Below are 22,266 nucleotides of genomic sequence, written 5' to 3'. Positions count from 1 at the left end.
CGAGGGCCGTCAAGGAGTATTGAGTGAAAGCAGCGCACCTACTGCTGGTCGATGATGATGTCAGCCTTTTGAGGCTGTTGAGCATGCGTCTGGAGAGTCGTGGCTACCGGGTGACCACGGCGGAGAGCGGCCGGGAAGCGCTGCGCTGTTTCGAACGGGATCGTCCCGATCTGGTGCTCTCCGACCTGCGCATGGATGAAATGGACGGGCTGGCCCTGTTTCACGAGATTCAGGCCCGCCAGCCCGGCTTGCCGGTGATCATCCTGACCGCCCACGGCTCGATCCCCGAGGCCGTCAGTGCTACCCGCCAGGGCGTGTTCGGCTTTCTCACCAAGCCCATTGATCGTCAGGAGCTGTTCAATTTCGTTGATGAGGCGCTGGCCCAGACCCCCGGGGCAGCGACCGACGAGGACCGCTGGCGCGAGGAGATCATCACCCGCTCGAATACCATGGAGCAGGTGCTGAAACAGGCCCGGCTGGTCGCCGGCAGTGATGTCAGCGTGCTGGTCAGTGGCCCCTCGGGCTCCGGCAAGGAGCTCCTGGCCAATGCCATTCACAAGGCCAGCAGCCGGCGCAATCACCCCTTCATTGCCATCAACTGCGGTGCGCTGCCCGAGCAGCTGCTGGAGAGCGAGCTGTTCGGCCATGCCCGCGGAGCCTTTACCGGGGCGGTCAGTGCCCACGAAGGGCTCTTCCAGGCCGCCGATGGCGGCACCCTGTTTCTCGATGAGATCGGGGACATGCCGCTGGCCCTGCAGGTCAAGCTGCTGCGTGCACTGCAGGAGCGCCAGATCCGCCCGCTCGGCAGCACCCGCAGCATTCCGGTGGATGTGCGCATCATCTCCGCCACCCACCGCAATCTGGATGCCGCGATGAAGTCCGGCGACTTCCGCGAGGATCTCTACTACCGCCTCAACGTCGTCAATCTGCGCCTGCCGCCACTGCAGGAGCGCGCCGAGGATGTGCCGCTGCTGGTCAAGCACATGGTGAGCCGCATTGCCGAGCGCCATAACGCCTCGGTACAGGGCTTCTCGCCCGAGGCGATCAACCTGCTGGCGACCCGCAGCTGGCCGGGCAACGTGCGCCAGCTTTTCAATGTGGTCGAGCAGTGCGTGGCGCTCTCCGGCACGCCGATCATTCCCCGCGCGCTGGTCGAGCAGGCGCTGGCCTCGGACGAGAATGCGCTGCCTTCCTTCAACGAGGCGCGCGCCGGGTTCGAGCACAGCTATCTGGTCAAGGTGCTCAAGATCACCGAAGGCAATGTCACCCAGGCCGCGCGCATTGCCGGGCGCAATCGCACCGATTTCTACAAGCTGCTCAATCGGCATGATCTGGACCCGGCCTGTTTCAAGGGGCAGGGGTAGCGCGGCTACTGCTTCAGGCGCCGCTTCACTTCCAGCTTGAGCCGCCCCTCGCCCAGCCGGGCCGTGAGCGTCTCGCCCGGCCGGGTATCATGGGCGCGGCGCACCACGCTGCCATCGCCCTGTTCGATAATGGCATAGCCGCGCTCCAGCACCCCCAGCGGGCTGACCGCATTGAGCGCACGGGCGCTGGCCTGCAGCCGCTGGCGCTGGGCGCTGACGGCGCGCGTGGTGGCACCTTCCAGCCGCCGGTTCAGGGCCGCCAGCCGGGTGCGGGCTTCCTGCAGCGCACGCTCGGGCGAGTAGGCGCGCAGGCGCTGCTGATCATGGGTGAGGTGTTCGCGCTCGCGCACCAGCCGCTGGGTTATCGCCCGCCGGGCGCGCTGCTCCAGCCGTGACAGCTGCTGGCGCTGGGCCTCCAGCCGCTCGCCGGGGTGGCGCAGCCGCGCCCGGGCGTGATCGAGCCGCTGCTGGGCCTGATCGAGCTGGTAGCGTCCGGCGCGCTCGATACGCTGATTCAGCACGTTCAGGCGATGGCGCAGCTCCTGCTGATCCGGCACCAGCCGCTCCGCCGCGGCCGAAGGCGTGGGCGCGCTGGCATCCGCGGCAAGATCGGCCAGCGTCGAGTCGATCTCGTGGCCGACCGCACTCATCACCGGAATCGGGCTGGCGTGGATCGCCCGCATCAGCGCCTCATCGTTGAAGCACCAGAGATCCTCCAGGCTGCCACCACCGCGCGTCATCAGCAGGGCGTCAAAACGGCCATCCCGCGCCGCCGCCGCCAGCGCCCGGATCATTGCAGGCGCCGCCTGATCGCCCTGCACCGGCACCGGCAGCACGCTCACCGCGAGCAGCGGCCAGCGCGCCTTCAGCACGGCCAGCACATCGCGGATCGCCGCACCGCTGGCGGAGGTGATGATGCCCAGCTGGCGCGGCGGAAAGGGCAGGGGGCGCTCGTTGGTGAAGACCCCCTCGTCGTGAAGCTTCTGCTTGAGCCGCTCCAGCGCGGCCAGCAGCGCGCCGCGACCGGCCTCCTGAACCGCCTCGACGATCAGCTGGTAGTCGCCGCGCGGCTCGAACAGCGAGACCTTCGCCCGCACCCGGATGTGATCGCCCTCGCGCATCGGCGCGGCGACAAAGCGGGCACGATTGCGAAACAGCGCACAGCTGACCTGGGCGCGATCATCCTTGAGGGTGAAGTAGAGATGCCCCGAGGCCGGGCGCGAGATCCGGGAGAGCTCGCCCTCCACCCAGATCTCGCCGAAGTCGCGCTCCAGCGCCTGACGGGCCTGACGGTTGAGGTCGGAAACGCTCAGCGCGGTAGTGGCGGCTTCGGCCATGAAGGCTCCTCGGGCAACGGCAGGGACGGCGGCAGGGATCTCAAAGGGCACATTGTACGACCCGCAAAGCAGCGTTAAAATATGCGATTAACTTTCCCGCCGGCCCGTACAACTCGCTCAGTGGACGCCTGTCATATGCTGCGTATAGCCCAGGAAGCGCTTACGTTCGACGACGTATTACTCGTTCCCGGATATTCCGACGTCCTGCCGAAGAACGTCAGCCTTCGCTCCCGCCTCACCCGCAACATCACGCTCAACATTCCGCTGCTCTCCTCCGCGATGGATACCGTCACCGAAGCCCGCCTGGCGATTGCCATGGCGCAGGAAGGCGGTATCGGCATCGTGCACAAGAGCATGTCGATCGCCGCTCAGGCCGCCGAGGTCAAGAAGGTCAAGAAGCACGAGAGCGTGATCGTCAAGGACCCCGTCACCGTCAATCCGCAGGCCAAGCTGCAGGACCTGCTGGCGATGGCCGACGAGTACGGCTACTCCGGTTTCCCGGTGGTCCAGGGGGAGACCCTGGTCGGCATCGTGACCGGGCGCGACATGCGCTTCCAGCCGGATCACAGCGACAGCGTCGAGGCGATCATGACCCCGCGCGAGAAGCTGGTGACCGTGCCCGAAGGCACGCCGCTCGATCAGATCAAGTCCCGGCTGCAGGAAAACCGCATCGAGAAGATGCCGATCGTCGATGATCAGTTCCGCCTGCGCGGGCTGGTGACGGTACGCGACATCGAGAAGGCGCGCACCTACCCCCACGCCGCCAAGGACAGCGACGGCCGCCTGCTGGTGGGCGCCGCGGTGGGTACCGGCGCCGAGACGCCGGATCGCATCCAGGCGCTGGCCGAGGCCGGGGTGGACGTGATCGTGGTGGATACCGCCCATGGCCACTCCTCCGGCGTGATCGACCGGGTGCGCTGGACCAAGGCGCACTATCCCGATGTGCAGGTGATTGCCGGCAACGTCGCCACCGCTGACGCCGCGCGCGATCTGGCCGAGGCCGGCGCCGACGGCATCAAGGTCGGCATCGGCCCGGGCTCGATCTGCACCACCCGCATCGTGGCCGGGGTTGGCGTGCCGCAGATCACCGCCGTCTCCGAGGTGGCCGAGGCGCTGCTCGAGTTCGATGTGCCGCTGATCGCCGATGGCGGCATCCGCTTCTCCGGTGATATCGCCAAGGCGATCGTTGCCGGCGCCCACTGCGTGATGGTCGGTGGCCTGCTGGCCGGCACCGAGGAAGCGCCGGGCGAGGTCGAGCTCTATCAGGGCCGCACCTACAAGGCGTATCGCGGCATGGGCTCGATGGGTGCGATGTCGCAGACCCAGGGCTCCTCGGACCGCTACTTCCAGGACAAGTCCGAAGGCGTCGAGAAGCTGGTCCCGGAAGGCATCGAAGGCCGTGTGCCCTACAAGGGGCTGATGAGCGCCATCGTCCACCAGCTGATGGGTGGCCTGCGCGCCTCGATGGGCTACACCGGCTGCCACGACATCGAGGAGATGCGCACCAAACCGCAGTTCGTGAAGATTACCGGCGCGGGCTTCGCGGAGTCGCACGTGCATGATGTGCAGATCACAAAAGAAGCTCCCAACTATCGCAGTTAAGGCACTGTCCGTGCTCGATCAGGCGGTGTTGAACAGCGGCGCGAAATTGCTCATTTACACCAGTAAACCTGAGCGCAAGTCCGATCTTCTTTCGCGCCACTGTTCGCCTGGCCTGATCGTCGCACAACCAGCGCCTCGACCGTGTAGAGCCGTGTAGAAGAACTCTCCCGAGCGGGAAGCATCAGCTTCCCGCTTGCTGTTTTTATCGTCGCCGAACGTTTGCCTGCAGAGAAGAGCGCCCCATGACCGACATTCACGCCCACAAGATCCTGATTCTCGATTTCGGCTCCCAGTACACCCAGCTGATCGCCCGGCGGATTCGCGAGATCGGTGTCTATTCGGAGGTGCGTGCCTTCGATATCACCGAGGAGGAGATTCGCGCGTACAACCCCAACGGCATCATCCTCTCCGGCGGGCCGGAGTCGGTTGCCGAGCTGGATTCGCCCCGGGCGCCGGCGTGCATCTATGAGCTCGGCCTGCCGGTGCTCGGCATCTGCTACGGCATGCAGACCATGGCGGCGCAGCTGGGCGGCGGCACCGAGGGCTCCAACAAGCGCGAGTTCGGCTATGCGCAGATCAGCGTGACCGGCGAGGACCCGCTGCTCGGCGGCATCATGGATCACGTGGGCGAGCGGGGCGATGCGCTGCTGGATGTGTGGATGAGCCACGGCGACAAGGTCGCCCACGTGCCGGAGGAGTTCGAGATCACCGCCTCCACGCCGAGCTGCCCGATTGCGGCGATGAGCTGGGCGGAGAAGCGCCTCTATGGCGTGCAGTTCCACCCCGAGGTGACGCACACCGCCCAGGGCCAGCGCATTCTCGAACGCTTCGTGGTCGAGATCTGCGGCTGCGAGAAGCTCTGGACCCCGGCGCGCATCATCGAGGATCTGGCCGCCCGGGTGCGCGATCAGGTCGGCGACCGCCACGTACTGCTCGGCCTCTCCGGCGGGGTGGACTCCTCGGTGGTCGCGGCACTCCTGCACAAGGCGATCGGCGATCAGCTCACCTGCGTGTTTGTCGACAACGGCCTGCTGCGCAAGAACGAGGCCGACCACGTGATGGAGACCTTCTCCAGCCACATGGGCGTGCGGGTGATCCGCATCGACGCCGAAGACGAGTTCCTCGGCAGGCTCGAAGGCATCGACGATCCCGAGACCAAGCGCAAGCTGATCGGCAACACGTTCATCGACGTGTTCGACCGCGAGGCCGCGAAGATCGAGGGCGTGGAGTATCTTGCCCAGGGCACCATCTACCCGGACGTGATCGAATCCGCCGCCTCCAAGACCGGCAAGGCGCACGTGATCAAATCGCACCACAACGTGGGCGGCCTGCCGGAGACCATGAAGCTCAAGCTGGTGGAGCCGCTGCGCGAGCTGTTCAAGGACGAGGTGCGCAAGCTCGGCCTCGAACTCGGCCTGCCGTACGACATGGTCTACCGCCACCCCTTCCCGGGACCGGGGCTGGGCGTGCGCATTCTTGGTGAAGTGAAGAAGGAGTACGCCGATATCCTCCGGGAGGCGGATGCCATCTTCATCGAGGAACTGCACAACTTCGACTGGTACCACAAGACCAGCCAGGCCTTTGCGGTGTTCCTGCCGGTCCGCTCGGTCGGCGTGGTAGGGGACGGCCGCCGCTACGAGTGGGTGATCGCCCTGCGCGCGGTGGAAACCATCGACTTCATGACCGCCCGCTGGGCGCACCTGCCGTATGAGCTGCTGGAGAAGGTCTCCAGCCGCATCATCAACGAGATCAGTGGTGTGTCGCGGGTGACCTATGATGTGAGCAGCAAGCCGCCCGCGACGATCGAGTGGGAGTGATAGACTATTGTTGCTTAATAGTCTTAGTTTTTAATGGAATCAATGGGAAAGAATGATGGCATCTTACGATTGGTCAAAGTTGCTCAATAACAAACGGCGCAGAAGTATGGAGGCTTCTAATGAGTCTGATATATGGAGCACTCCAAGAACGGAAATTGAAAGGGATTACGATAGAGTGGTCTTTTCAGCAGCCACTAGAAGGCTGGCAAATAAAACTCAAGTTTTCCCGATGGATGAGAATGATAGTGTCAGAACGAGGTTGACACATTCAAATGAGGTTTCAAACCTGGCCAGAGGTGCCGGGGTGATGTTAAGCAATAAAAAGTTTTTGACGGACCATGTGTGTCGCGACAGACTGATAAGGGATTTGCCTTCCGTACTTGCGGCCGTGGGCTTGGTCCATGATATGGGCAATCCACCTTTCGGACATCAAGGTGAGCAGGCTATCAGGGATTGGTTTGAATCTAAGCTTAACTCTGATGAGCTATCGGGAAGATGTTTAGACGCCAAGTTTAATGATTTTAGGCGTTTTGATGGGAATGCTCAGACTTTTCGTCTAGTAAATAGGTTGCATGCTGCAGATGGGGAGTACGGTGTTGATCTGACAGTAGCTACTTTAGCATCTATGATAAAGTATCCGGTTTTCAACTCAACTAAAAACAGTAATTACACAAAAGCTGGTGTATTTGTTTCTGAAGAAGAGATAGCCAGACAGGTATGGGAAGAGTCTGGCTTGGAAGAAGGCGTTAGACATCCGCTCACTTACATAATGGAAGCCTGTGATGACATAGCCTACGCGACAATTGATGCAGAAGATACAATTAAGAAAGGTTACGCATCTTTCAATGATCTTAAAAGATGGCTTGATGATAAAGAAATCAAGAATTCATTTAATGATATTTATAATAAGATAGATAAAAAAATAAATTATTTTGCAGCTCAGCAAAAGCTTACAAACGAGGTGAGAGACGAAGTTTCGGTTGAAATATTTCGAGCTTTAGCTATAAACCAATTCCTAAATGCAGCTGTTGAGCAGTTTAGCAATGATATGGAGAATTTGGGAGGGGGTTATTTAGAAAGTCGCGAAAGTGGTTATTATGAAATAGTGGAAGAATTTCATCTTAAGAAAGAAATTAAAGCCATGAAAGATTTCACTAAGCATTATGGATTTGGTAATCATGATGTTTTAGAATTAGAGCTTAGCGGTAGGATCTATATCCAAGGTGTAATGGATTTTGTCTGGGAAGGGATAAAAGATCTTGATGAAGGCCTTTCAAGCAGCAGTCATTATAATAAGTTTATACTTTCAAAAATATCTAGAAATTATCTCAGAGAGTTTAAGAGAGCCTACAGTGAAGCTGGAGAAGACAGGGCTGAAAAGAATTATGCGCGTTTTCAGCTGCTGGTTGATTATGTGTCTGGAATGACTGAAAATTATCTTCAAAGAACATATAATGAAATAAAACCCTTTTATGAAAAGTGCTCGTTGCGTTGAGTGGTTATGAATAGAGCTAGTAGTCTCAAAAATCTTAAAAAAAGAATTGACTATTTTCTCGACGATACTGGGAGCCAACAGGCGCCTCTGGCTGAGTTTATACAAGATAATTTCGAGGGTTGTAAACCATTTCTTTTTGGCGGTGTTGTAAGAGATTTGGCTATTCACGGATTGAATGAGTTCAAGTCTGATGTTGATATTGTTTTTTTGAATGATTTTAATATTTCCGACTTTACGATTGATGTTGAAAAAAACAAGTTTGGCGGGCATAGGGCTTTTTTTGATCGTTGGATCATAGACTTTTGGAAAGCAGAAGATACTTGGTCTTTTTCTAATGGAATATTTGTCTTCGAGGGTGTCAATTCTTTGTTGAAAACGACTCATACAAATTTCGAGTCGGTTCTCTATGATATAGAAAATAAAAAAATAATATGTTGCGAAAGATATTTTGAGGACTTGGTTTCGGGATATCTTTATATAGTTAATAAGCAAACCCCAGATCAGAAGAAAACTCTGTCCAAAGTGTTTCGGTCAATATACGAGAATGGTGTCATATCCTGCGACCAAAGCGTCGCGTCTCTTGCTGTTGAGGTATTTGATACGTGTGATTTGACGGAATTTTATGATGATTATGTTGTTACGGGTATACCCTATGCATTTTACTATAAATTGGTTAAGAGACTTCTCGACTCATGGGGGGAGCTCTTGCCTGTAGACGTTTCTGACATACATAGCAATCAAAAAGAACTTTTTTAGCATTATTTTTATCTGTTTAAAATTTGCATTGCGTCCATTTTTCGGAGGCTGCGCTGAAAAAGGCAAGTGTGGAGTCTGCGTTATCATCGGCGCGAAGATAAAGGGAGATGATAAACAGGCTGCTGTTGTGCATGGGGCGTGACATACACTGCCTTATCAAATAGCCGTTTGAGACAGTGATAATCTGAAGGGAAGGCCTAAGCATCACATGCTTAGCGCCATGTGCTGTAGCAGCATGGTGGTCTTTACGTCGACCATCTCCCAGCTTGGATTATTACCAGCGGCGGTTCCAACACTCCAATATCTTCTTTTTCGTCTTCAAGTCTGCCGCCCTTGCCGGTTCTCAGGTCGTCGTCGTAGCCGGCGATAAAAAAAGAGCTTTTTCGTAATCGAGTCCGGGGTCATGAATATTTCAAATACCTTCTCGACGTGATGAATTTTATAGCCGGCCTCTTCCTCGACATTCAGATAAACAGACACTCAGCTCGCCAAGCCTAACCACACTCGCTCCTACGGCCAGCCCTACACAGGCTAATCCAGCGACAGCCATACACCACCGACGACGGCCTCTAAAGAATTGCCGAGATACCGCGCAGATTCATTGTATTAAACGCTACGACCAAGTTGGCGTCTCGCGCCATCATATCAATGCTCTGTTCTGTGGTACCTGTAACGCCCAACTACTGATTAGCCATGCGAGGTTGACTCACACAGGCGCTTCGCGCGCCAGAGGTAGCCTGTCTTCCGATGAAAGTTCAGCATCCAATGCAGTGAGCTTCGCCAGCCTGATGGGGCGCTGGCCATTGCTTTGTTTCCTGCCGGCCGCATTCCAGGCCAGTGCCCCCGGCCCGTTATAGACTACTTCGATGCTCTGGCCCTTCGGTCGGCTAAGCACCAGAAGATGCTCCTGGTTCATGCCGGATCGCGACGGTGTTTTCCTGCGTCAGCTTGATCTCGATCTTCGTGCCATCAGGCGTTATGGCGTCGTGGGCCAGGGTGGAGGCCGGTTTCAGTTCCAGATCGAACATGTAGGCTGCCACGACTTCGCCAACGCTCCCGACCAGATGCCCATCCAGCGTGAACTTGCGGCCGGGGAACAGCCCTTCGAGGGCATCTGTTGCCGTGTAAAGCTGATCGATCAGGTCACCGACCCGGGCCCAGTAAGCTTCATCCATGGATTGTTGTGCCTTTTATTCGAATACCGTGCGGTGGAGAAGGGCGGCGCCTTGCAGGGTAACCCTACTGGAATTTCTTCACCGGGGCACTCGAGTCATAGGCTCGAATGCGCTTGGCCATCATCCTCCCGAAGCAGCTCATGCTTGCGGCGCGGGCGGCCGGCGGCTCTAGTCGCAAATGCCATCATGTCCTTCCTCGGTAGACAGGTTCGCCGCTTCGATGTCGTAGTCGATTTTCCGGATTGACCGAAGAGGTGGTCATCCGGTATTCCCGGATGTTCATCAGAAGGGCTCGCATCAGAATCCGAGCAGGTGTACGTGTTTTACCAGCCCTGATCGAAGCCGGCCGCTATTCGTCATGCGAAGCATTTACCCAATTGGCGACGATCAATCCCGGCACCCGGTCAAACTCCCGTTCGTTGTTCGTCACCACTGTGAGCCCCTGGCTGCGGGCGTGGGCGGCGATCATCAGGTCAAAAGCGCCGATCGGTGTGCCTGCGCGTTCCAACCCGGCACGTATCTGTCCGAAATGGCTGGCAGCAGCATCATTGAAGTCCAGCACTGCCAGCCGCGCGGTAAAGTTCTCCACGACTGACAGGTTATGCGCTGGTTTGGCCGACTTCTCCGCGCCATAGCTCAGCTCGGCGAGCGTCACCGATGAAATGCAGAGCCTTGCTGCATTCTCGTTGAAAGTTGCGCGCAAGGCGGGCGGGCGGTTCCTGATGACGTAGATACAGATGTTCGTATCGAGCATGTAGCGCAGCATCAGAACGTCTCGCGCTGCTGCGGCTCGGGCTGGTCACGGCTCTCCATGAAGTCGGCGCTGACTGCACGACTTTCATCGGGATCAAAGAAGTCGTCCCAGAGGTTGCCGCTGGGGGTGATCAAGCGGCTCCGGCCGAGCGTGATGATCGTGACCTCCGATACCTCTTCGGGGAAGGCCACGGCTTTTGGCAAGCGCACGGCCTGACTCTTGTTGGATAGAAACAGCTTGGTATTCATGGCAGGCTCTCTCTTGGTATATCTTGAAAGTATATACCAAGAGCCATGCCGTGAGGGAAGATGCTCGGGCGAATGCAGTGACGATCTCATCAATGAAATGACACAGCTTGGGCGTCATGTGCTGATCGGCGGCATAGAGCAGGGGCATGGGGCGGGGACTGTCGTAGTCGGTCAGCAGACGCACCAAACGCTTGGGCGGATAACCCTTTGGTCAATGCAGCTTCGTAGCCAGGGAGGATGAGGGCGAGCTGGAGAAGGAACCAACTATCCGGAAATTCCGGATAGTTCGCCAGGATGGCTCGCGTCAGGTGACGCGAGCCATCGAGCATTACAATCTTGATGTGATTATTTCGGTGGGTTACCGCGTCAAGTCTCAGGCAGGAACCCGCTTTCGCCAGTGGGCGACGCGCGTCCTCCGTGAGCATCTCACCCAGGGCTGGACGCTTCATCAGCAGCGCTTCGAGGCCAATGCACGCGAGCTGGAGGCGGCGATGGCGCTGGTGCGCAAGGCGGCATACAGCCCCGCGCTGGATCTGACGGGCGGTCGCGGGCTGGTGGATATCGTCGCGCGCTATGCGCAGACGTTTCTGCTGCTGCAGCGCTATGACGAAGGGCTGCTGAGTGAGCCTGACGTGCAGGCGGGTGGTCAGCTGCCCTCATTGACAATGGCGAGAGCAGCGCTGGAAGAATTGAAAGCCGAACTGATGGGACGGGGAGAGGCGACCGCGCTGTTTGCGCAGGATCGCGGCGATGGGCTGGCCTCGCTGCTGGGTAATCTCGATCAGTCGTGTTCGGCGAGCCGGCCTATGCCAGTATCGAATCGAAAGCCGCGCATCTGCTCTATTTCGTGATCAAGAATCACCCGTTCGCCGATGGCAACAAGCGCAGTGCGGCCTTTCTGTTCGTCGACTTCCTCCACCGTAATCATCGCCTGCTGTCATCGATGGGTGAACCCGTGATCAACGATGTCGGTCTCGCGGCATTGACGCTTCTGGTGGCAGAGTCCGATCCTGCCAACAAGGAGACGATGATCCGGCTGATCATGAATATGCTGGCCGATGAAATCGCATGAATCATGAGTCACTGAAAACCAGCGCTACGGCCGTAAGCGGTAACGGCGGCCTGGCGATCTTGTGGCTGCCCGGGCCAACTCTCATCTCCTCGATTCAGCGATGCACCCAGTCCAGGTGCTCGAACGCGCGCCGGGCGTGATCCTCGCGGAACATCTCGTGATCACGGCGTAATCTGTCGGCGGCTTCGGTGGCGAAGGCCACCATGTCCTCGGTAAACAGCTCCGCCGGCTCGATGGCCTTCATGATCGCCGGTTCGATGTCGTAATCGATGCGGCCGGATTCATCGGAGAGGGCATGTACCTGGGCGAGCACGCCGCCGCAGATGCGGGCGTAATCCTTCCATTCGCTCTTGGAAAGCTCATCGAGATCGATGTCATCGCGAAAGGGGGCGCGTTCGCGTGACATGTAGCTCAGGCTGTCGAACTCGACATGACCGTAGAAGCGGTCGCCGTGGCTCAGGTGAACCGCCTGGGCGTGACTGATGCGCTCGGCGCGGGTGTCCATCTCATAGGAAGAGGGGGGCACCAGCCCGGAGAGGGCGGAGCGTCGGGCCTGCTTGTATTCGATGATCAGATCATCGCTGCCGTCGCGCCCGGGGCCTTCGATCAGCACGTAGTAGCGGTTGAGCCCCAGCGAGGCGGTGCCCTGGTCAAGTCGGATCGCCACGTCCTTCACGCGCATGCCTTTGGCGCGTTGAGGCACTTCAATATTGTTCTCCCGGATCAGCCGATCGGTGATCGCCTGGAACTCATCACGGCGTGACGAGATCGGCACCAGTTCCTTCGTGGAGCGAAAGCGGCTCTTCGTCTCGTCGAGATAGTCTTCCATCAGCCATTCGGCACGCTCTTCGTGGGCATCCCTGAACAGCTGGCGAATCAGCTTCGGCGCGTTGTCGAAGCGCATCTCCTCCTCCTGCTCGGTGCCCTCGCGCGCCAGCCGCCGCGTGCCCTCGATATACCCCTGCACGAAGTGGCGCACCACCTTGATCCGGTGCTTGCGCTTGAGCTCGCCTTCGGTTTTCGCGGCAATCATGAAGCCGACCGCGCCGCGCTTGATGTCCCAGGTGAAGGGGGCGTAATAGGCCTCGTCGAAGTCGTTGACCGAGAAGATCGGCACATTGTTGACGTTGGGCATGACGCCGAAGTTCTCGGGATGAACATCGCCTAACGCAAGTACGGTGGGCATCCAGGCATCGTCACCGGCCATGTCGCGATAGAACAGCAGCGCGGTGCCGCGAAAGAACGAATAAAGCGAATCCGAGAGCTTGTTGAACTTGCCCTCGGCCTCCTCGGAGCCTGCCGCAATGCGGGTGGCATGATCCTCGCGCAGCGTCTGGCGCACGTGGCGGCGGCGCTCGAAGCCGGTCAGGGCCCGCGGGCGCAGCACGAACTCTCCGGCCGCCACCGCCTCGGCCAGGCGGCTGAAGGTCTCATAACGGGTGGCCGCCACCGGCGCCGGCTCGCTGGCTGCAGGCTGATCGAGCGCTGCGGCCAGTTCCTCCTTGCTCATCGACGAGCGCCCCGGAATCTCCTGTTGCCGGGCCTGCTCGTAGAGGGCCTTGCGGGTCTGTTCTGTCGGGCTGGTCATGAATGTCCCCTGCCTGTCCTGAGATACCTGAGGTGGATGCCTGCTCTCCAGCATGGACGACTTGTGTGGCGGGCGCATGTGTCGCCGGAGCTTGATCTCTCGAACCTGTGATGATTGTCGAAGCCAGCTGGTGTTTTGGACGATGCAACCCCGTGTTTCGATCATGACTGATGCCGCGATGAACAAACCCCCGAGGGGACGCCCTCGGGGGTTTGAATCATGCCGTCATGAACGACCGGCCGCCTCAGGTGGCATTGGTAGCCTCGTTGCCGGATGGGGCAGGGTTGTCTGCAGCGGTTTCGCCGTTGTCCGCAGTGTCGGCTGATTCGTCTGCGGGCGCTGCAGTGGCGTCACCGTCGCTTTCGGTCGGGCTGGTGCGTGCCGTGCCACTTCCGGAGCCGGCCGCGCCCGAAGCCTGTGGCGCATCGGCGCTATCCCGCGTCACCCGCCAGATCGTATTGGAGAGATCATCGGCGACAATGACCGAGCCATCCGGAGCTACGGTCACGCCGACCGGGCGGCCGCGTGTCTTGCCATCGTCGGTGAGAAAGCCGGAGACGAAGTCAACCGGATCGCCGGCGGGCCGGCCGTCCTCGAACGGAATGAATACCACCTTGTAGCCGACGGGTTCCGAGCGGTTCCAGCTGCCGTGTTCGCCGATGAACACGCCCTGCGAGAACCGGTCACCCACGGCCTCGTTGGAGAAGTCGACGCCGAGCGGGGCCCGGTGCGAGCCGAGGCTGTAATCCGGCGCGATCGCCGATTCGACCTTCTCCGGGTTCTGCGGTCGCACGCGCGGATCGACATTCTGCCCCCAGTAGCTGTAGGGCCAGCCGTAGAAGCCATTCTCCTGTACGGAGATGAGGTAGTCGGGCACCAGGTGGGGGCCGAGCTCGTCACGCTCGTTGACCACCGCCCAGAGCTGGTCCGTCTCCGGCTGGATGGTCAGATCGGTCGGGTTGCGCAGCCCGGTGGCATATGCCTTGTGGGCGCCGGTTTCGGCGTCGATCTGCCAGATCTCGGCGCGGTCGACCTCCGCGTCCATGCCGCGCTCGGTGATGTTGCTGTTGGAGCCGATGCCGACGTAGAGCGTCTCTCCGTCGGCGCTTGCGGTCAGCGCCTTGGTCCAGTGGTGATTGATCCGGGAGGGCAGGGCCGTCACCAGCTCGGGCGGCCCGCTGGCCTGGGTCTGGCCTTCCTCGTAGTCAAAGCGCACCAGCGCATCCTGATTGGCAACATAGAGCTCGTTGCCCACCAGGGCGAGCCCGTAGGGTGCGTTGAGGTTCTCGGCGAACACCATCTGCTGCTCGTAGCTGCCGTCATCGTCGCTGTCGCGCAGCAGGGTCAGCCGGTCCCCCCCGCTCACCGAGGTCGTGCCCTTCGCCTTGATCAGACTGGCGATGAAATCCTTGGGGCGCGATTTCGGCGCGTTGCCGCCACCCTTGCCCTCGGCCACCAGGATATCGCCGTTGGGCAGTACCAGTGTCTGGCGCGGCACCTTGAGATCGGTGGCGATCGCCTGGATCGAGTAGCCCTCGGGCACCGTCGGCTTCCGATCTCCCCAGGGGGCGCGTTCGGGCACTGTCATGCTGGGCAGCAGCCCCCGCTGCGGATCGGGCAGACTGGGGTTGGGGCCATACTGCGGTTCCGGAGCGGCCGCACCGGCCGTGCCGGCCAGGAGCAGCAGCGAAAGCGGGGCAGCGTAGCGAATGCGGGAGAGAGTCATGCCTTGCCTCCGGCGCCGAGACGGGAAAAGCCGAGCCAGGCGGCCATGCCGGCCAGCACGGTGATGATGATCGAGAGCACGAAGCCGGTGGGCATCATGGCCCAGGCATCCCGGGCGTGCACCAGCGCGTTGATGAAGCCCAGCCCCCAGCAGACCAGCAGCAGCAGGAAGTAGACCGCCGCCAGGCGGCGCTGACCACTGGCGCGAAAGAAACCGAGCAGCGCACACAGCAGTGTCAGCCCGTTGAAGACGAGTCCACCGGCGATCAGCCAGGAGGCGAAGGTGCTCCACTGGATGAGATAACTGGTCGAGTAGGCGTAGTCACTCAGGGCTGCCCCGAGAAACAGCGGCAGGATACCGGCAAGCAGTATCCCGTGGAGCGGATGCAGGCCGCGCCGGGGCGTGGGTTCGGCAGTGGTGTTCACGGCGGACTCCTTGTGCTGATCAACCGGTCAGGCGCTCGGGGTCCTGCCGGATCTGAGTGTCCTGGCTATCAGAGCGGAGTGTAGTCGAGTTGTTGAATCTTCGATAAAAATCATGGCGGTCAGGGCTCGCGGGCAGGCGGTGCGCGCCCGCTGGCGGTGCCCACGGCCGGCCCCCGGGTGATGAGCACTGCGCACTGCTTGAGGGAAGGCGCTGCGTGGATTACACAGTGATCATCAACACCACTTGCCATGGAGGGTAAGCATGCAGGATTTCACGGGTAAACGGGTGCTGGTCGTGGGTGGCAGCCGAGGCATCGGGGCGGCGATCGTGACCGGCTTTGCCGGTGCCGGCGCCGAGGTACGGTTCACCTATTCGGGCTCGCGGGAAGCGGCGATGGAGCTGGCAGGGCAGACCGGGGCCACGGCGGTACACTCGGATGCCGCGGACCGGCAGGCCGTGATCGATACGGTGCGTGAGGCGGGCGCGCTGGATGTGCTGGTCTTCAATGCGGGAGTCGCGGTGCTGGGCGATCCGCTGGAGCTCGAGCCGGATGCGGTCGATCACCTGATCGACGTCAACGTGCGGGCGCCCTACCATGCGGCCGTGGAGGCGGCGCGTACGATGCCGGAAGGCGGGCGCATCATCACCATCGGCTCGGTCAACGCCGATCGCTCGCCGCTGCCGGGCTTCGCGGCCTACTCCCTGAGCAAGTCGGCGCTGCAGGGCATGACCCGGGGGCTGGCCAGGGATTTCGGCCCGCGCGGCATCACCGTCAACGTGATCCAGCCGGGGCCGACGGATACCGACATGAACCCTGCCGAGGGCGAGTTTGCCGAGCAGGTGCGAAGCCTGATGGCGACCGGGCAGTATGGCACCGCCGAAGACGTCGCCAGCCTGACGTTCTATCTGGCGGGCCCGCAGGCCCGGGGCATTACCGGCGCCATGCATACCATTGATGGCGGGTTCGGCGCCTGACCGCCCGCCGCGGGTAACGGAGCGCCCTGCCATCATCGGTGGCGCGGGCCGTCATGGTCCGCGTCCGCTTCGCTCGTGCCGCAAGGCGATCCGGCCGAGGCCGCCGGTCGCCTCGCGCCGGCCATTTCCTCCACCGTGATCATCGTCAGGGTTCCCCGCCATGGCCCACCGCAAGCCCCATCTGCCGAGCAAGCTCTGTCCCGTCTGCCAGCGCCCCTTCAGCTGGCGCAGGAAGTGGGCGCGCAACTGGGAGAGCGTGATCTACTGTTCCGAACGCTGCCGGCGTCAGGGGCGCCGGTGACCCGGACAGCACCGGGACAACACCGCGCGCCCCGCGGTTGCGGGGCGTATCGGCGCCGCGGGGCGGTCAGGACGGTGGCGGCCGGAGGGCCATTCATGAACCGGGCTCATAACACCATGCCCGGTTTTGCGATACCGCCGCTGCTATCCTGTCTGCCCGACACTCGCCGGCCGGCGTCATTCCCTTCCCGGTGATCCGGCCGCGCCGGATGCCGAACCCGGCCGGAGAGTGATCGTCCTTCCGAGTACGATAATCAAGGAATGAATCTTGTCAGACCCTCAACCGGTGAGCGGACGCTTCCGTACGCTGGCACTGCTGGCCCTGGCGGTGGGCAGCTTTGTCATCTCGACTTCCGAATTTGCCAGCATGGGACTGTTGCCGCTGTTCGCCGAAGATCTGCAGTTGTCAGTGCCCCAGGCCACTTATGGCATTACCGCCTATGCGCTGGGCGTCGTGGTGGGCGCCCCCGTGATCACCATCATGGCTGCCGGCGTCGACAAGCGCGGTCTGCTCATCGCGCTGATGGCGCTGGCGTTCGGTGCCAATCTGCTGACCGCCATCGCCAATGACCTCGATCTGCTGGTGCTGGGGCGCTTTCTCAGCGGCCTGCCGCAGGGGGCCTATTTCGGCGCCGCTTCGGTGGTGGCCGGTTATATCGTCGGCCAGGGCCGGGAGGGCAGTGCCGTGGCCCTGGTGATGTCGGGTATCACCATCTCCACCATCATCGGCGCCCCGATCAGCACGCAGCTGGGTCAGCTGTTCTCGTGGCGCATGGCCTACGGCATCATCGGCATATGCGGGCTGGGCTCGGCGGTACTGCTGTGGTGCTGTGTGCCGAGTACCCGGGCGCTGCGGGGCGGTACCGTGCGCCGTGAGCTGTCGGCGCTGCGGCGCGGCAGCGTCTGGGTGATGATGCTGGCGACCGCGCTGGCCATTGCCAGCGTGTTTTCCATCTACACCTTCGTCGATCTCTTCGTCACCCGGGTTGCCGGCATGTCGTCCAGCGTGACGCCCTATGCGCTGGCGCTGATCGGCATCGGTCTGGCCATCGGCAATGTCATCGGGGGCTTCGTGGCGGATCGCTATCCGTTCCGGGGGATCTTCTCGAGCTGGGCGGCCGTGCTGGTGGTGCTGGCCGTCATGGCGACCTTCGCCCACAATCCGGTGGTGCTGATGGTGTTCTTCGCGGTGATGGGCATCACCATGCAGATTTCCATTCCCTCCATACCGGTGCGGATGATGAAGATGGCGCCGGAGGCGCCGACCCTGATGGGCGCGCTGAACATGGCGGCCTTCAACGTGGCGAATGCGCTCGGTGCGGCGATCGGCGGTCAGGCCATCGGCGCGGGGTTCGGACCGCTGTCGCCGATCTGGACCGGTTTCATCATGACCGCTGCCGGCCTGATGGTCGCCGGTCTGCTGTACCGGCATCTGAAGAAGACGGGAAACGCGCGCGCCTTTCAGCTGTAAACGAGGCGCAGGCGCCGTCGGATCACCGGATTGCCAATGGATGGAGGAGTACGGATGCCCACCATGTCGGACACATCCCGCTGGCTGGGGTTCTGGGCGGCCTCGCTGTCGCTGATCCTGGTGTTTGCGGCCTCGGCGACGCCCATTCCCCTTTACGCCATCTATCGGGCCACCGAAGGGCTGACCTACGCCGAGCTGTCGCTGACCGCGGTGTTCTACTTCATCAGTGCGATCATTGCGCTGCTGAGCTGCGGCCGGCTGTCGAACCATGTCGGCCGTCGGCCGGTGGTGGCGCTCGCGCTGCTGCTCGCCGCACTCGCCTGCGGGGTGCTGCTCGAGGTCTCGGGGGTGGTGTCGCTGATCCTCGGGCGCGTCCTGCAGGGGTTCTCCTGCGGTCTGGCGTCCAGCGCCGCGGCGGCCTTCGTGACCGATAATGCGCCACGCCGCCCGGGCTGGCTGGCACCGGCCGTCACGAGCACCGGCACGATGATCGGCCTGACCCTCGGTGCCGTGGCCTCGGGGGCGCTGGTCGAGCATGCGCCGCTGCCCCGGATGATGCCGTATCTGGTCATCACGGTTGCTCTGCTGCTCTGCCTGCTGCTGGTGTGGCGCAGCCGGGAGACCTCGCCGCGTCATGCCGGCGCGCTCGCCTCGCTGCGCCCGCGCCTGGCGCTGCCGCAGGCGAGCAGGCCGCTCTATCCCGTGGCCTGCTGCATCTTCATTGCCACCTGGGCGCTGGGCGGCTTCTTCCAGGCCTTCGGCCCGTCACTGTCGACCGACCAGCTCGGCTCCTCCAGCGCGCTGGTGGCCGCGGTGGTGTTCGCCTCCTACATGGCACCGAGCGCGCTGGGCGGGCCGCTCGGTGGCCGGCTGTCGCCTCACGGGGCCCAGCGGCTCGGCAGCGTCGCCTTCGTCGTCTGTGTCGCCGGACTGCTGGCCTCGCTGACGGCGGGTACGATCGGCCTGTTCCTGCTCGCCAGCGCCTGTGCCGGCATCGCCCAGGGCATGGTGCTCTCCGGCAGCATCCGGGCCCTGCTGGCCAACGCCGAGCCGAGTGAACGTGCCGGGGTGTTCTCGGTGATCTTCACGACCTGCTACTGCGGTGCGGCGATCCCGTCGCTCATCGCGGGGCAGGCGGCGCGGGAGCTGAGCCTGCCGCAAGTGCTCGGCGGCTATCTGGCGCTGGCGGTGATCGCCTGCCTCGTCACGCTGATCGCCGCGCGTGATCCGGCGCGGGTCACGGCCTCGGCGCGCTAACGCAGGGCACGCACGGCCGGTGGGCCAACAGGACATGACAGACACGGGGAGTCGAACATGAAGATCGGAGTACTGGGGATCGGGCTGATGGGCAGCAAGCTCGGTGTGCTGCTGGCCCGGGCGGGGCACGAGGTGATCCTGAGCTATTCGCGCCGCACCGCGAAGCTCGAGGAGCTGGCGCGCCGAGGCGGCGCCTCGGCACGGGCCGGAACGCCGGCGGAGGCGGTTCGCGAGTCGGACGTGATCCTGCTCGCGGTGCACTGGTCACGACTCGATGACGTGCTGGCGCAGGCGGGTGATCCGAGCGGCAAGATCGTGGTCACCTGCTGCGTGCCGCTGGATGCCACGGATACCGAGCTCGTGGTGGGACATCACGATTCCGGGGCGGAGCAGATCGCCCGGCGGCTGGCGAACGCCTCGGTAGCGGCTGCCTTTCAGACCACGCCGAGCGAGAGCTTTCAGCCGGTCTTCGAGGCCCGCGAGGCGGGGCTGAAGCCGAGCTGTGTCTACTGTGGCGATGACACCCGCGCGAAGCGGGCGGCCGCCGAGATGATCGCGGCCATCGGCTTCGAGCCGGTCGATGCCGGGCCGCTGCAGGTCGCCCGCTACACCGAGCCCTTCGCGCTGCTGACCGCGCAGCTGGCCTACGGCACCGGTGACGGCCCGGACTGGACCTACCGTTTCGCACGCTTCGAGCGGCTGTTCGAGCGGTCCTGACGGAGCGGCCCGGCATGGCGCCGGGCCGCCGGGGAGGGGATTACCCGAACGGTTGCGATTTCAGCCAGCGGGCCGTTTCGGCGATGGTCGTGGGGATGTCGCGCATGGTCACGCCCAGTGCGTCGCGGCGGGTGAAGTCGAACTGCGTCGGCGGTTCGGCCGAACGCTCAGTGGCCGGTGGCATCTCGGCCCCGGGCGCCTGACGGGCGAACTCGGCGTAGAGATCGGCCCAGTCGAGGCTCTCGTAGACGGCGAAGTAGCGCCCCCGCGCTTCCGGACGCTCGTAGGCGTTGAGAAACAGGGCGGCCACGTCACCGACATGGCTGACCGAAATCGAGCCTTCCGGCACCGTGTCGTGTACGGCCCTGCCATCGCGAATCGGCGCGACCAGAAAGCGATGGCTGCCGCCTTCGAGGTGCTGCGGCATCACCACCGGCCCCAGCATCATCGTCGGCAGGAAGATGCACAGCCGCAGGTTGTGGGCGACGCAGAAATCCTGTGCCGCAGTCTCCATGACGATCTTTTCGGCGGCGGTGAACTTGCCCTGCGCCATCTGATGCTCGGCATCCGACAGGGCGGTGGCTTCGGTCTTGATCGCCAGCGGCACGGGCGGATTGGTGGAGGAGGTCGAGGAGCAGAGCATCACGCTGCCGATGCCGGCGCGCTCGGCGGCCGCCAGCACGTTGAGGCAGCCGTCTCGCACCGGCCGCACGATCTCTTCATAGCCGCGCTGGCGGTCCAGCTCCCGGGCCGGTGTGCCATCGGCGGCCCGGTAGAGGGGAGGAAAGCAGGCGATGAAGACGGCATCGCTGCCCGCCATGGCCGCATCGAAGCTGTGGCTGTCGCGGCTGTCGGCGGAGAACAGGGTCAGCCGTTCCGGGGCCCCGGGCAGGGCCATCAGCCAGCGGGTCTTCCCGGTGTCCTCGGCATCGCGCAACGTGCCGCTGACGTGATAACCGCGCTTCAGCGCCTCCCTGACGATGTTCGAGCCGACCAGTCCGCTGGCGCCGGCTACCGTGATCCGTGTCATGTTGACTCCTTGCAGGGGTCGCGCCGTGAAGGGTTGAGGCGGGCGCATCGCGGCGCCCGGCGTACACCCACTGTAGCGAATGCATCGGGATGGCGTTAAAGACCCGGGGAATGGGGGCAGGGTGCTGCTACCTCGGCGCCACCTGAATCATCGCCCCCGCACGGCTCAGCACCTTCAGCGTGCGGTCGACCTCCAGCAACCGTTCGGGGAAGTAGAATCCCGGGCGCGCAGGCGGGCTGCCGTCCTGCCCCAGCAGGGCCGAAAGCAGCAGGGCGGTACACAGTCCGGTGAGTGATGCCTGCCCCGGCCCGAACTCCAGCGTGGCGCGCAGGTGCCTGTGCGCGTCTCCCCTCATGCCTTCGATGTCGACGATGATTTCGGTGGCCATGCCATCGCCCCTGCGGCGGCTGGAGGAAACCTCACTGGTCAGATCGAAGCGGATGTTCGGGGCGCCGGTTGCGGCGTGCAGGCTGACGATATCGAAGGGGTCGAAGGCCTGGCCTGTCAGCACGCGGCCGTCGAGCGTTTCGATGGGATGACGGGTGGCATCGCCGGAGAGTCGCACGCGCTGCCCGGACTCGAAGGCCAGCGTGACCGGCGCCTCGGCCTGCAGCCGGGTCATGTCCGCCAGCGCCGCCGGGCCGACCGGTTCCTCGTCATCCAGCACCACGCCGATGCGAATGGCGTGTACCCGATCGAGGCGCCCGGCAGCATGCAGGGCAAGCAGCGTCGGAGCGCCGGCCGCCCAGTGGCTGGCCAGCACCACGGGCGAGGCCGAGGGACGATGGATGAAGTGCGCCATTTCGGCGCCCGATTCGGTCATGCCGCTGCTGATGTTGAGATAGGGCACACCGAGCTGATGGGCGAAGCTCAGCCCATACAGGGCATTATCGGGCGCCAGCATGGTCACGGCTGCCATCTCGGTATCGAGCCCCAGTCGGGGCCGATCGGGATCGAGGACAACGGCTTCGGCGTTGGCAGTGGCCCCGGCGACGGCTTCCGCCGTGGCGGCATGCCGGCCGCCGACCAGTATCGGCATGTCGGCGTGGCCCTGTCGAAACCAGTCAATGGCATGACGCCCCACGACCCCCGACCCACCCACGAAAAGAACGCCTGGTTCGCTCATGTTCGCTCCTCCGGCCTGTAATATGGACAT

General features: G+C 62.4%; 22 protein-coding genes. 12 read left to right on the top strand and 10 right to left on the bottom strand.

Features of this window, described 5'->3' with window-relative positions; translation table 11 throughout:
• Positions 1 to 23 precede the first annotated feature (23 nt).
• Complete coding sequence (gene glrR / locus C7446_RS03600) at positions 24 to 1,364, top strand: two-component system response regulator GlrR (protein ID WP_121171358.1); 1,341 nt, start codon at positions 24 to 26, stop codon at positions 1,362 to 1,364.
• Positions 1,365 to 1,369: 5 nt separating this feature from the next.
• On the opposite strand, the gene xseA is transcribed toward glrR, so the two are convergent.
• Positions 1,370 to 2,701, bottom strand: a complete 1,332-nt coding sequence (gene xseA / locus C7446_RS03595) for an exodeoxyribonuclease VII large subunit (protein WP_121171356.1) — start codon at positions 2,699 to 2,701, stop codon at positions 1,370 to 1,372.
• 135 nt (positions 2,702 to 2,836) lie between these two features.
• Between xseA and guaB the strand changes: the two genes are divergently transcribed.
• The 4 genes from guaB to C7446_RS16260 all read left to right on the top strand — a co-directional run bounded on the left by guaB (position 2,837) and on the right by C7446_RS16260 (position 8,371).
• Positions 2,837 to 4,303, top strand: a complete 1,467-nt coding sequence (gene guaB / locus C7446_RS03590) for an IMP dehydrogenase (protein WP_121171354.1) — start codon at positions 2,837 to 2,839, stop codon at positions 4,301 to 4,303.
• A 242-nt stretch (positions 4,304 to 4,545) separates the two neighbouring features.
• A complete protein-coding gene (guaA, locus tag C7446_RS03585; RefSeq protein WP_121171352.1) occupies positions 4,546 to 6,120 on the top strand; it encodes a glutamine-hydrolyzing GMP synthase in 1,575 nt (524 codons plus the stop codon).
• Positions 6,121 to 6,175: 55 nt separating this feature from the next.
• Positions 6,176 to 7,615, top strand: coding sequence for a dGTP triphosphohydrolase (gene dgt, locus C7446_RS03580; protein ID WP_170149994.1), 1,440 nt, complete (start codon positions 6,176 to 6,178; stop codon positions 7,613 to 7,615).
• Positions 7,616 to 7,621: 6 nt separating this feature from the next.
• Complete coding sequence (locus C7446_RS16260; protein WP_147408719.1) at positions 7,622 to 8,371, top strand: hypothetical protein; 750 nt, start codon at positions 7,622 to 7,624, stop codon at positions 8,369 to 8,371.
• A gap of 706 nt (positions 8,372 to 9,077) precedes the next feature.
• Here C7446_RS16260 and C7446_RS16890 read toward each other — a convergent pair.
• From C7446_RS16890 to vapB, 4 genes are all read right to left on the bottom strand, one after another.
• Positions 9,078 to 9,287, bottom strand: coding sequence for a DUF6998 domain-containing protein (locus C7446_RS16890; protein WP_425454103.1), 210 nt, complete (start codon positions 9,285 to 9,287; stop codon positions 9,078 to 9,080).
• Positions 9,259 to 9,546: a DUF6998 domain-containing protein gene (locus C7446_RS16540; protein WP_211327842.1), complete on the bottom strand. Its 288-nt coding sequence runs from the start codon at positions 9,544 to 9,546 to the stop codon at positions 9,259 to 9,261. Before C7446_RS16540 ends, C7446_RS16890 begins: the two co-directional genes overlap by 29 nt.
• Positions 9,547 to 9,895: 349 nt before the next feature.
• Positions 9,896 to 10,312 carry a type II toxin-antitoxin system tRNA(fMet)-specific endonuclease VapC gene (gene vapC / locus C7446_RS03570; RefSeq protein WP_121171348.1) on the bottom strand — a complete coding sequence of 139 codons (417 nt, stop codon included), beginning with the start codon at positions 10,310 to 10,312 and terminating at the stop codon, positions 9,896 to 9,898.
• Positions 10,312 to 10,548 carry a type II toxin-antitoxin system VapB family antitoxin gene (vapB, locus tag C7446_RS03565; RefSeq protein WP_121171346.1) on the bottom strand — a complete coding sequence of 79 codons (237 nt, stop codon included), beginning with the start codon at positions 10,546 to 10,548 and terminating at the stop codon, positions 10,312 to 10,314. The genes vapC and vapB overlap by 1 nt, the downstream gene beginning before the upstream one ends.
• A 248-nt stretch (positions 10,549 to 10,796) precedes the next feature.
• On the opposite strand from vapB, the gene rhuM reads away from it, so the two are divergent.
• On the top strand, positions 10,797 to 11,399 hold the full coding sequence (gene rhuM / locus C7446_RS03555) for a RhuM family protein (RefSeq protein ID WP_211327859.1): 603 nt from the start codon (positions 10,797 to 10,799) through the stop codon (positions 11,397 to 11,399).
• Positions 11,336 to 11,620 (top strand): type II toxin-antitoxin system death-on-curing family toxin, encoded by a 285-nt coding sequence (locus tag C7446_RS16535; RefSeq protein ID WP_211327841.1) that lies wholly within the window; start codon positions 11,336 to 11,338, stop codon positions 11,618 to 11,620. The genes rhuM and C7446_RS16535 overlap by 64 nt, the downstream gene beginning before the upstream one ends.
• Before the next feature lie 94 nt (positions 11,621 to 11,714).
• On the opposite strand, the gene C7446_RS03550 is transcribed toward C7446_RS16535, so the two are convergent.
• From C7446_RS03550 to C7446_RS03540, 3 genes are all read right to left on the bottom strand, one after another.
• On the bottom strand, positions 11,715 to 13,208 hold the full coding sequence (locus C7446_RS03550; RefSeq protein ID WP_121171344.1) for a DUF2252 domain-containing protein: 1,494 nt from the start codon (positions 13,206 to 13,208) through the stop codon (positions 11,715 to 11,717).
• A 244-nt stretch (positions 13,209 to 13,452) separates the two neighbouring features.
• Positions 13,453 to 14,934 carry a PQQ-dependent sugar dehydrogenase gene (locus C7446_RS03545; protein WP_121171342.1) on the bottom strand — a complete coding sequence of 494 codons (1,482 nt, stop codon included), beginning with the start codon at positions 14,932 to 14,934 and terminating at the stop codon, positions 13,453 to 13,455.
• A complete protein-coding gene (locus C7446_RS03540) occupies positions 14,931 to 15,359 on the bottom strand; it encodes a DUF2231 domain-containing protein (protein ID WP_121171340.1) in 429 nt (142 codons plus the stop codon). Before C7446_RS03540 ends, C7446_RS03545 begins: the two co-directional genes overlap by 4 nt.
• 262 nt (positions 15,360 to 15,621) lie before the next feature.
• Between C7446_RS03540 and bdcA the strand changes: the two genes are divergently transcribed.
• The 5 genes from bdcA to C7446_RS03515 all read left to right on the top strand — a co-directional run bounded on the left by bdcA (position 15,622) and on the right by C7446_RS03515 (position 20,080).
• Positions 15,622 to 16,335 carry an SDR family oxidoreductase gene (gene bdcA, locus C7446_RS03535; protein ID WP_121171338.1) on the top strand — a complete coding sequence of 238 codons (714 nt, stop codon included), beginning with the start codon at positions 15,622 to 15,624 and terminating at the stop codon, positions 16,333 to 16,335.
• Between the two features lie 160 nt (positions 16,336 to 16,495).
• Positions 16,496 to 16,636, top strand: coding sequence for a DUF2256 domain-containing protein (locus C7446_RS03530; protein ID WP_121171336.1), 141 nt, complete (start codon positions 16,496 to 16,498; stop codon positions 16,634 to 16,636).
• A 267-nt stretch (positions 16,637 to 16,903) separates the two neighbouring features.
• Positions 16,904 to 18,106 carry an MFS transporter gene (locus tag C7446_RS03525; RefSeq protein ID WP_211327840.1) on the top strand — a complete coding sequence of 401 codons (1,203 nt, stop codon included), beginning with the start codon at positions 16,904 to 16,906 and terminating at the stop codon, positions 18,104 to 18,106.
• Positions 18,107 to 18,169: 63 nt separating this feature from the next.
• On the top strand, positions 18,170 to 19,363 hold the full coding sequence (locus tag C7446_RS03520; protein ID WP_121171795.1) for an MFS transporter: 1,194 nt from the start codon (positions 18,170 to 18,172) through the stop codon (positions 19,361 to 19,363).
• Between the two features lie 57 nt (positions 19,364 to 19,420).
• A complete protein-coding gene (locus C7446_RS03515; RefSeq protein WP_121171334.1) occupies positions 19,421 to 20,080 on the top strand; it encodes an NADPH-dependent F420 reductase in 660 nt (219 codons plus the stop codon).
• A 40-nt stretch (positions 20,081 to 20,120) separates the two neighbouring features.
• Here C7446_RS03515 and C7446_RS03510 read toward each other — a convergent pair whose 3' ends face one another.
• A complete protein-coding gene (locus tag C7446_RS03510; RefSeq protein ID WP_121171332.1) occupies positions 20,121 to 21,110 on the bottom strand; it encodes an NAD(P)H-binding protein in 990 nt (329 codons plus the stop codon).
• Between the two features lie 127 nt (positions 21,111 to 21,237).
• Positions 21,238 to 22,236: a hypothetical protein gene (locus tag C7446_RS03505; protein WP_121171330.1), complete on the bottom strand. Its 999-nt coding sequence runs from the start codon at positions 22,234 to 22,236 to the stop codon at positions 21,238 to 21,240.
• Positions 22,237 to 22,266 lie beyond the last annotated feature (30 nt).

Source organism: Kushneria sinocarnis, assembly GCF_003633775.1.
Classification (GTDB): Bacteria; Pseudomonadota; Gammaproteobacteria; order Pseudomonadales; family Halomonadaceae; genus Kushneria; species Kushneria sinocarnis.
Note: the sequence above shows the minus strand (reverse complement) of the source record. Positions and strands in the feature narration are given on the sequence as shown.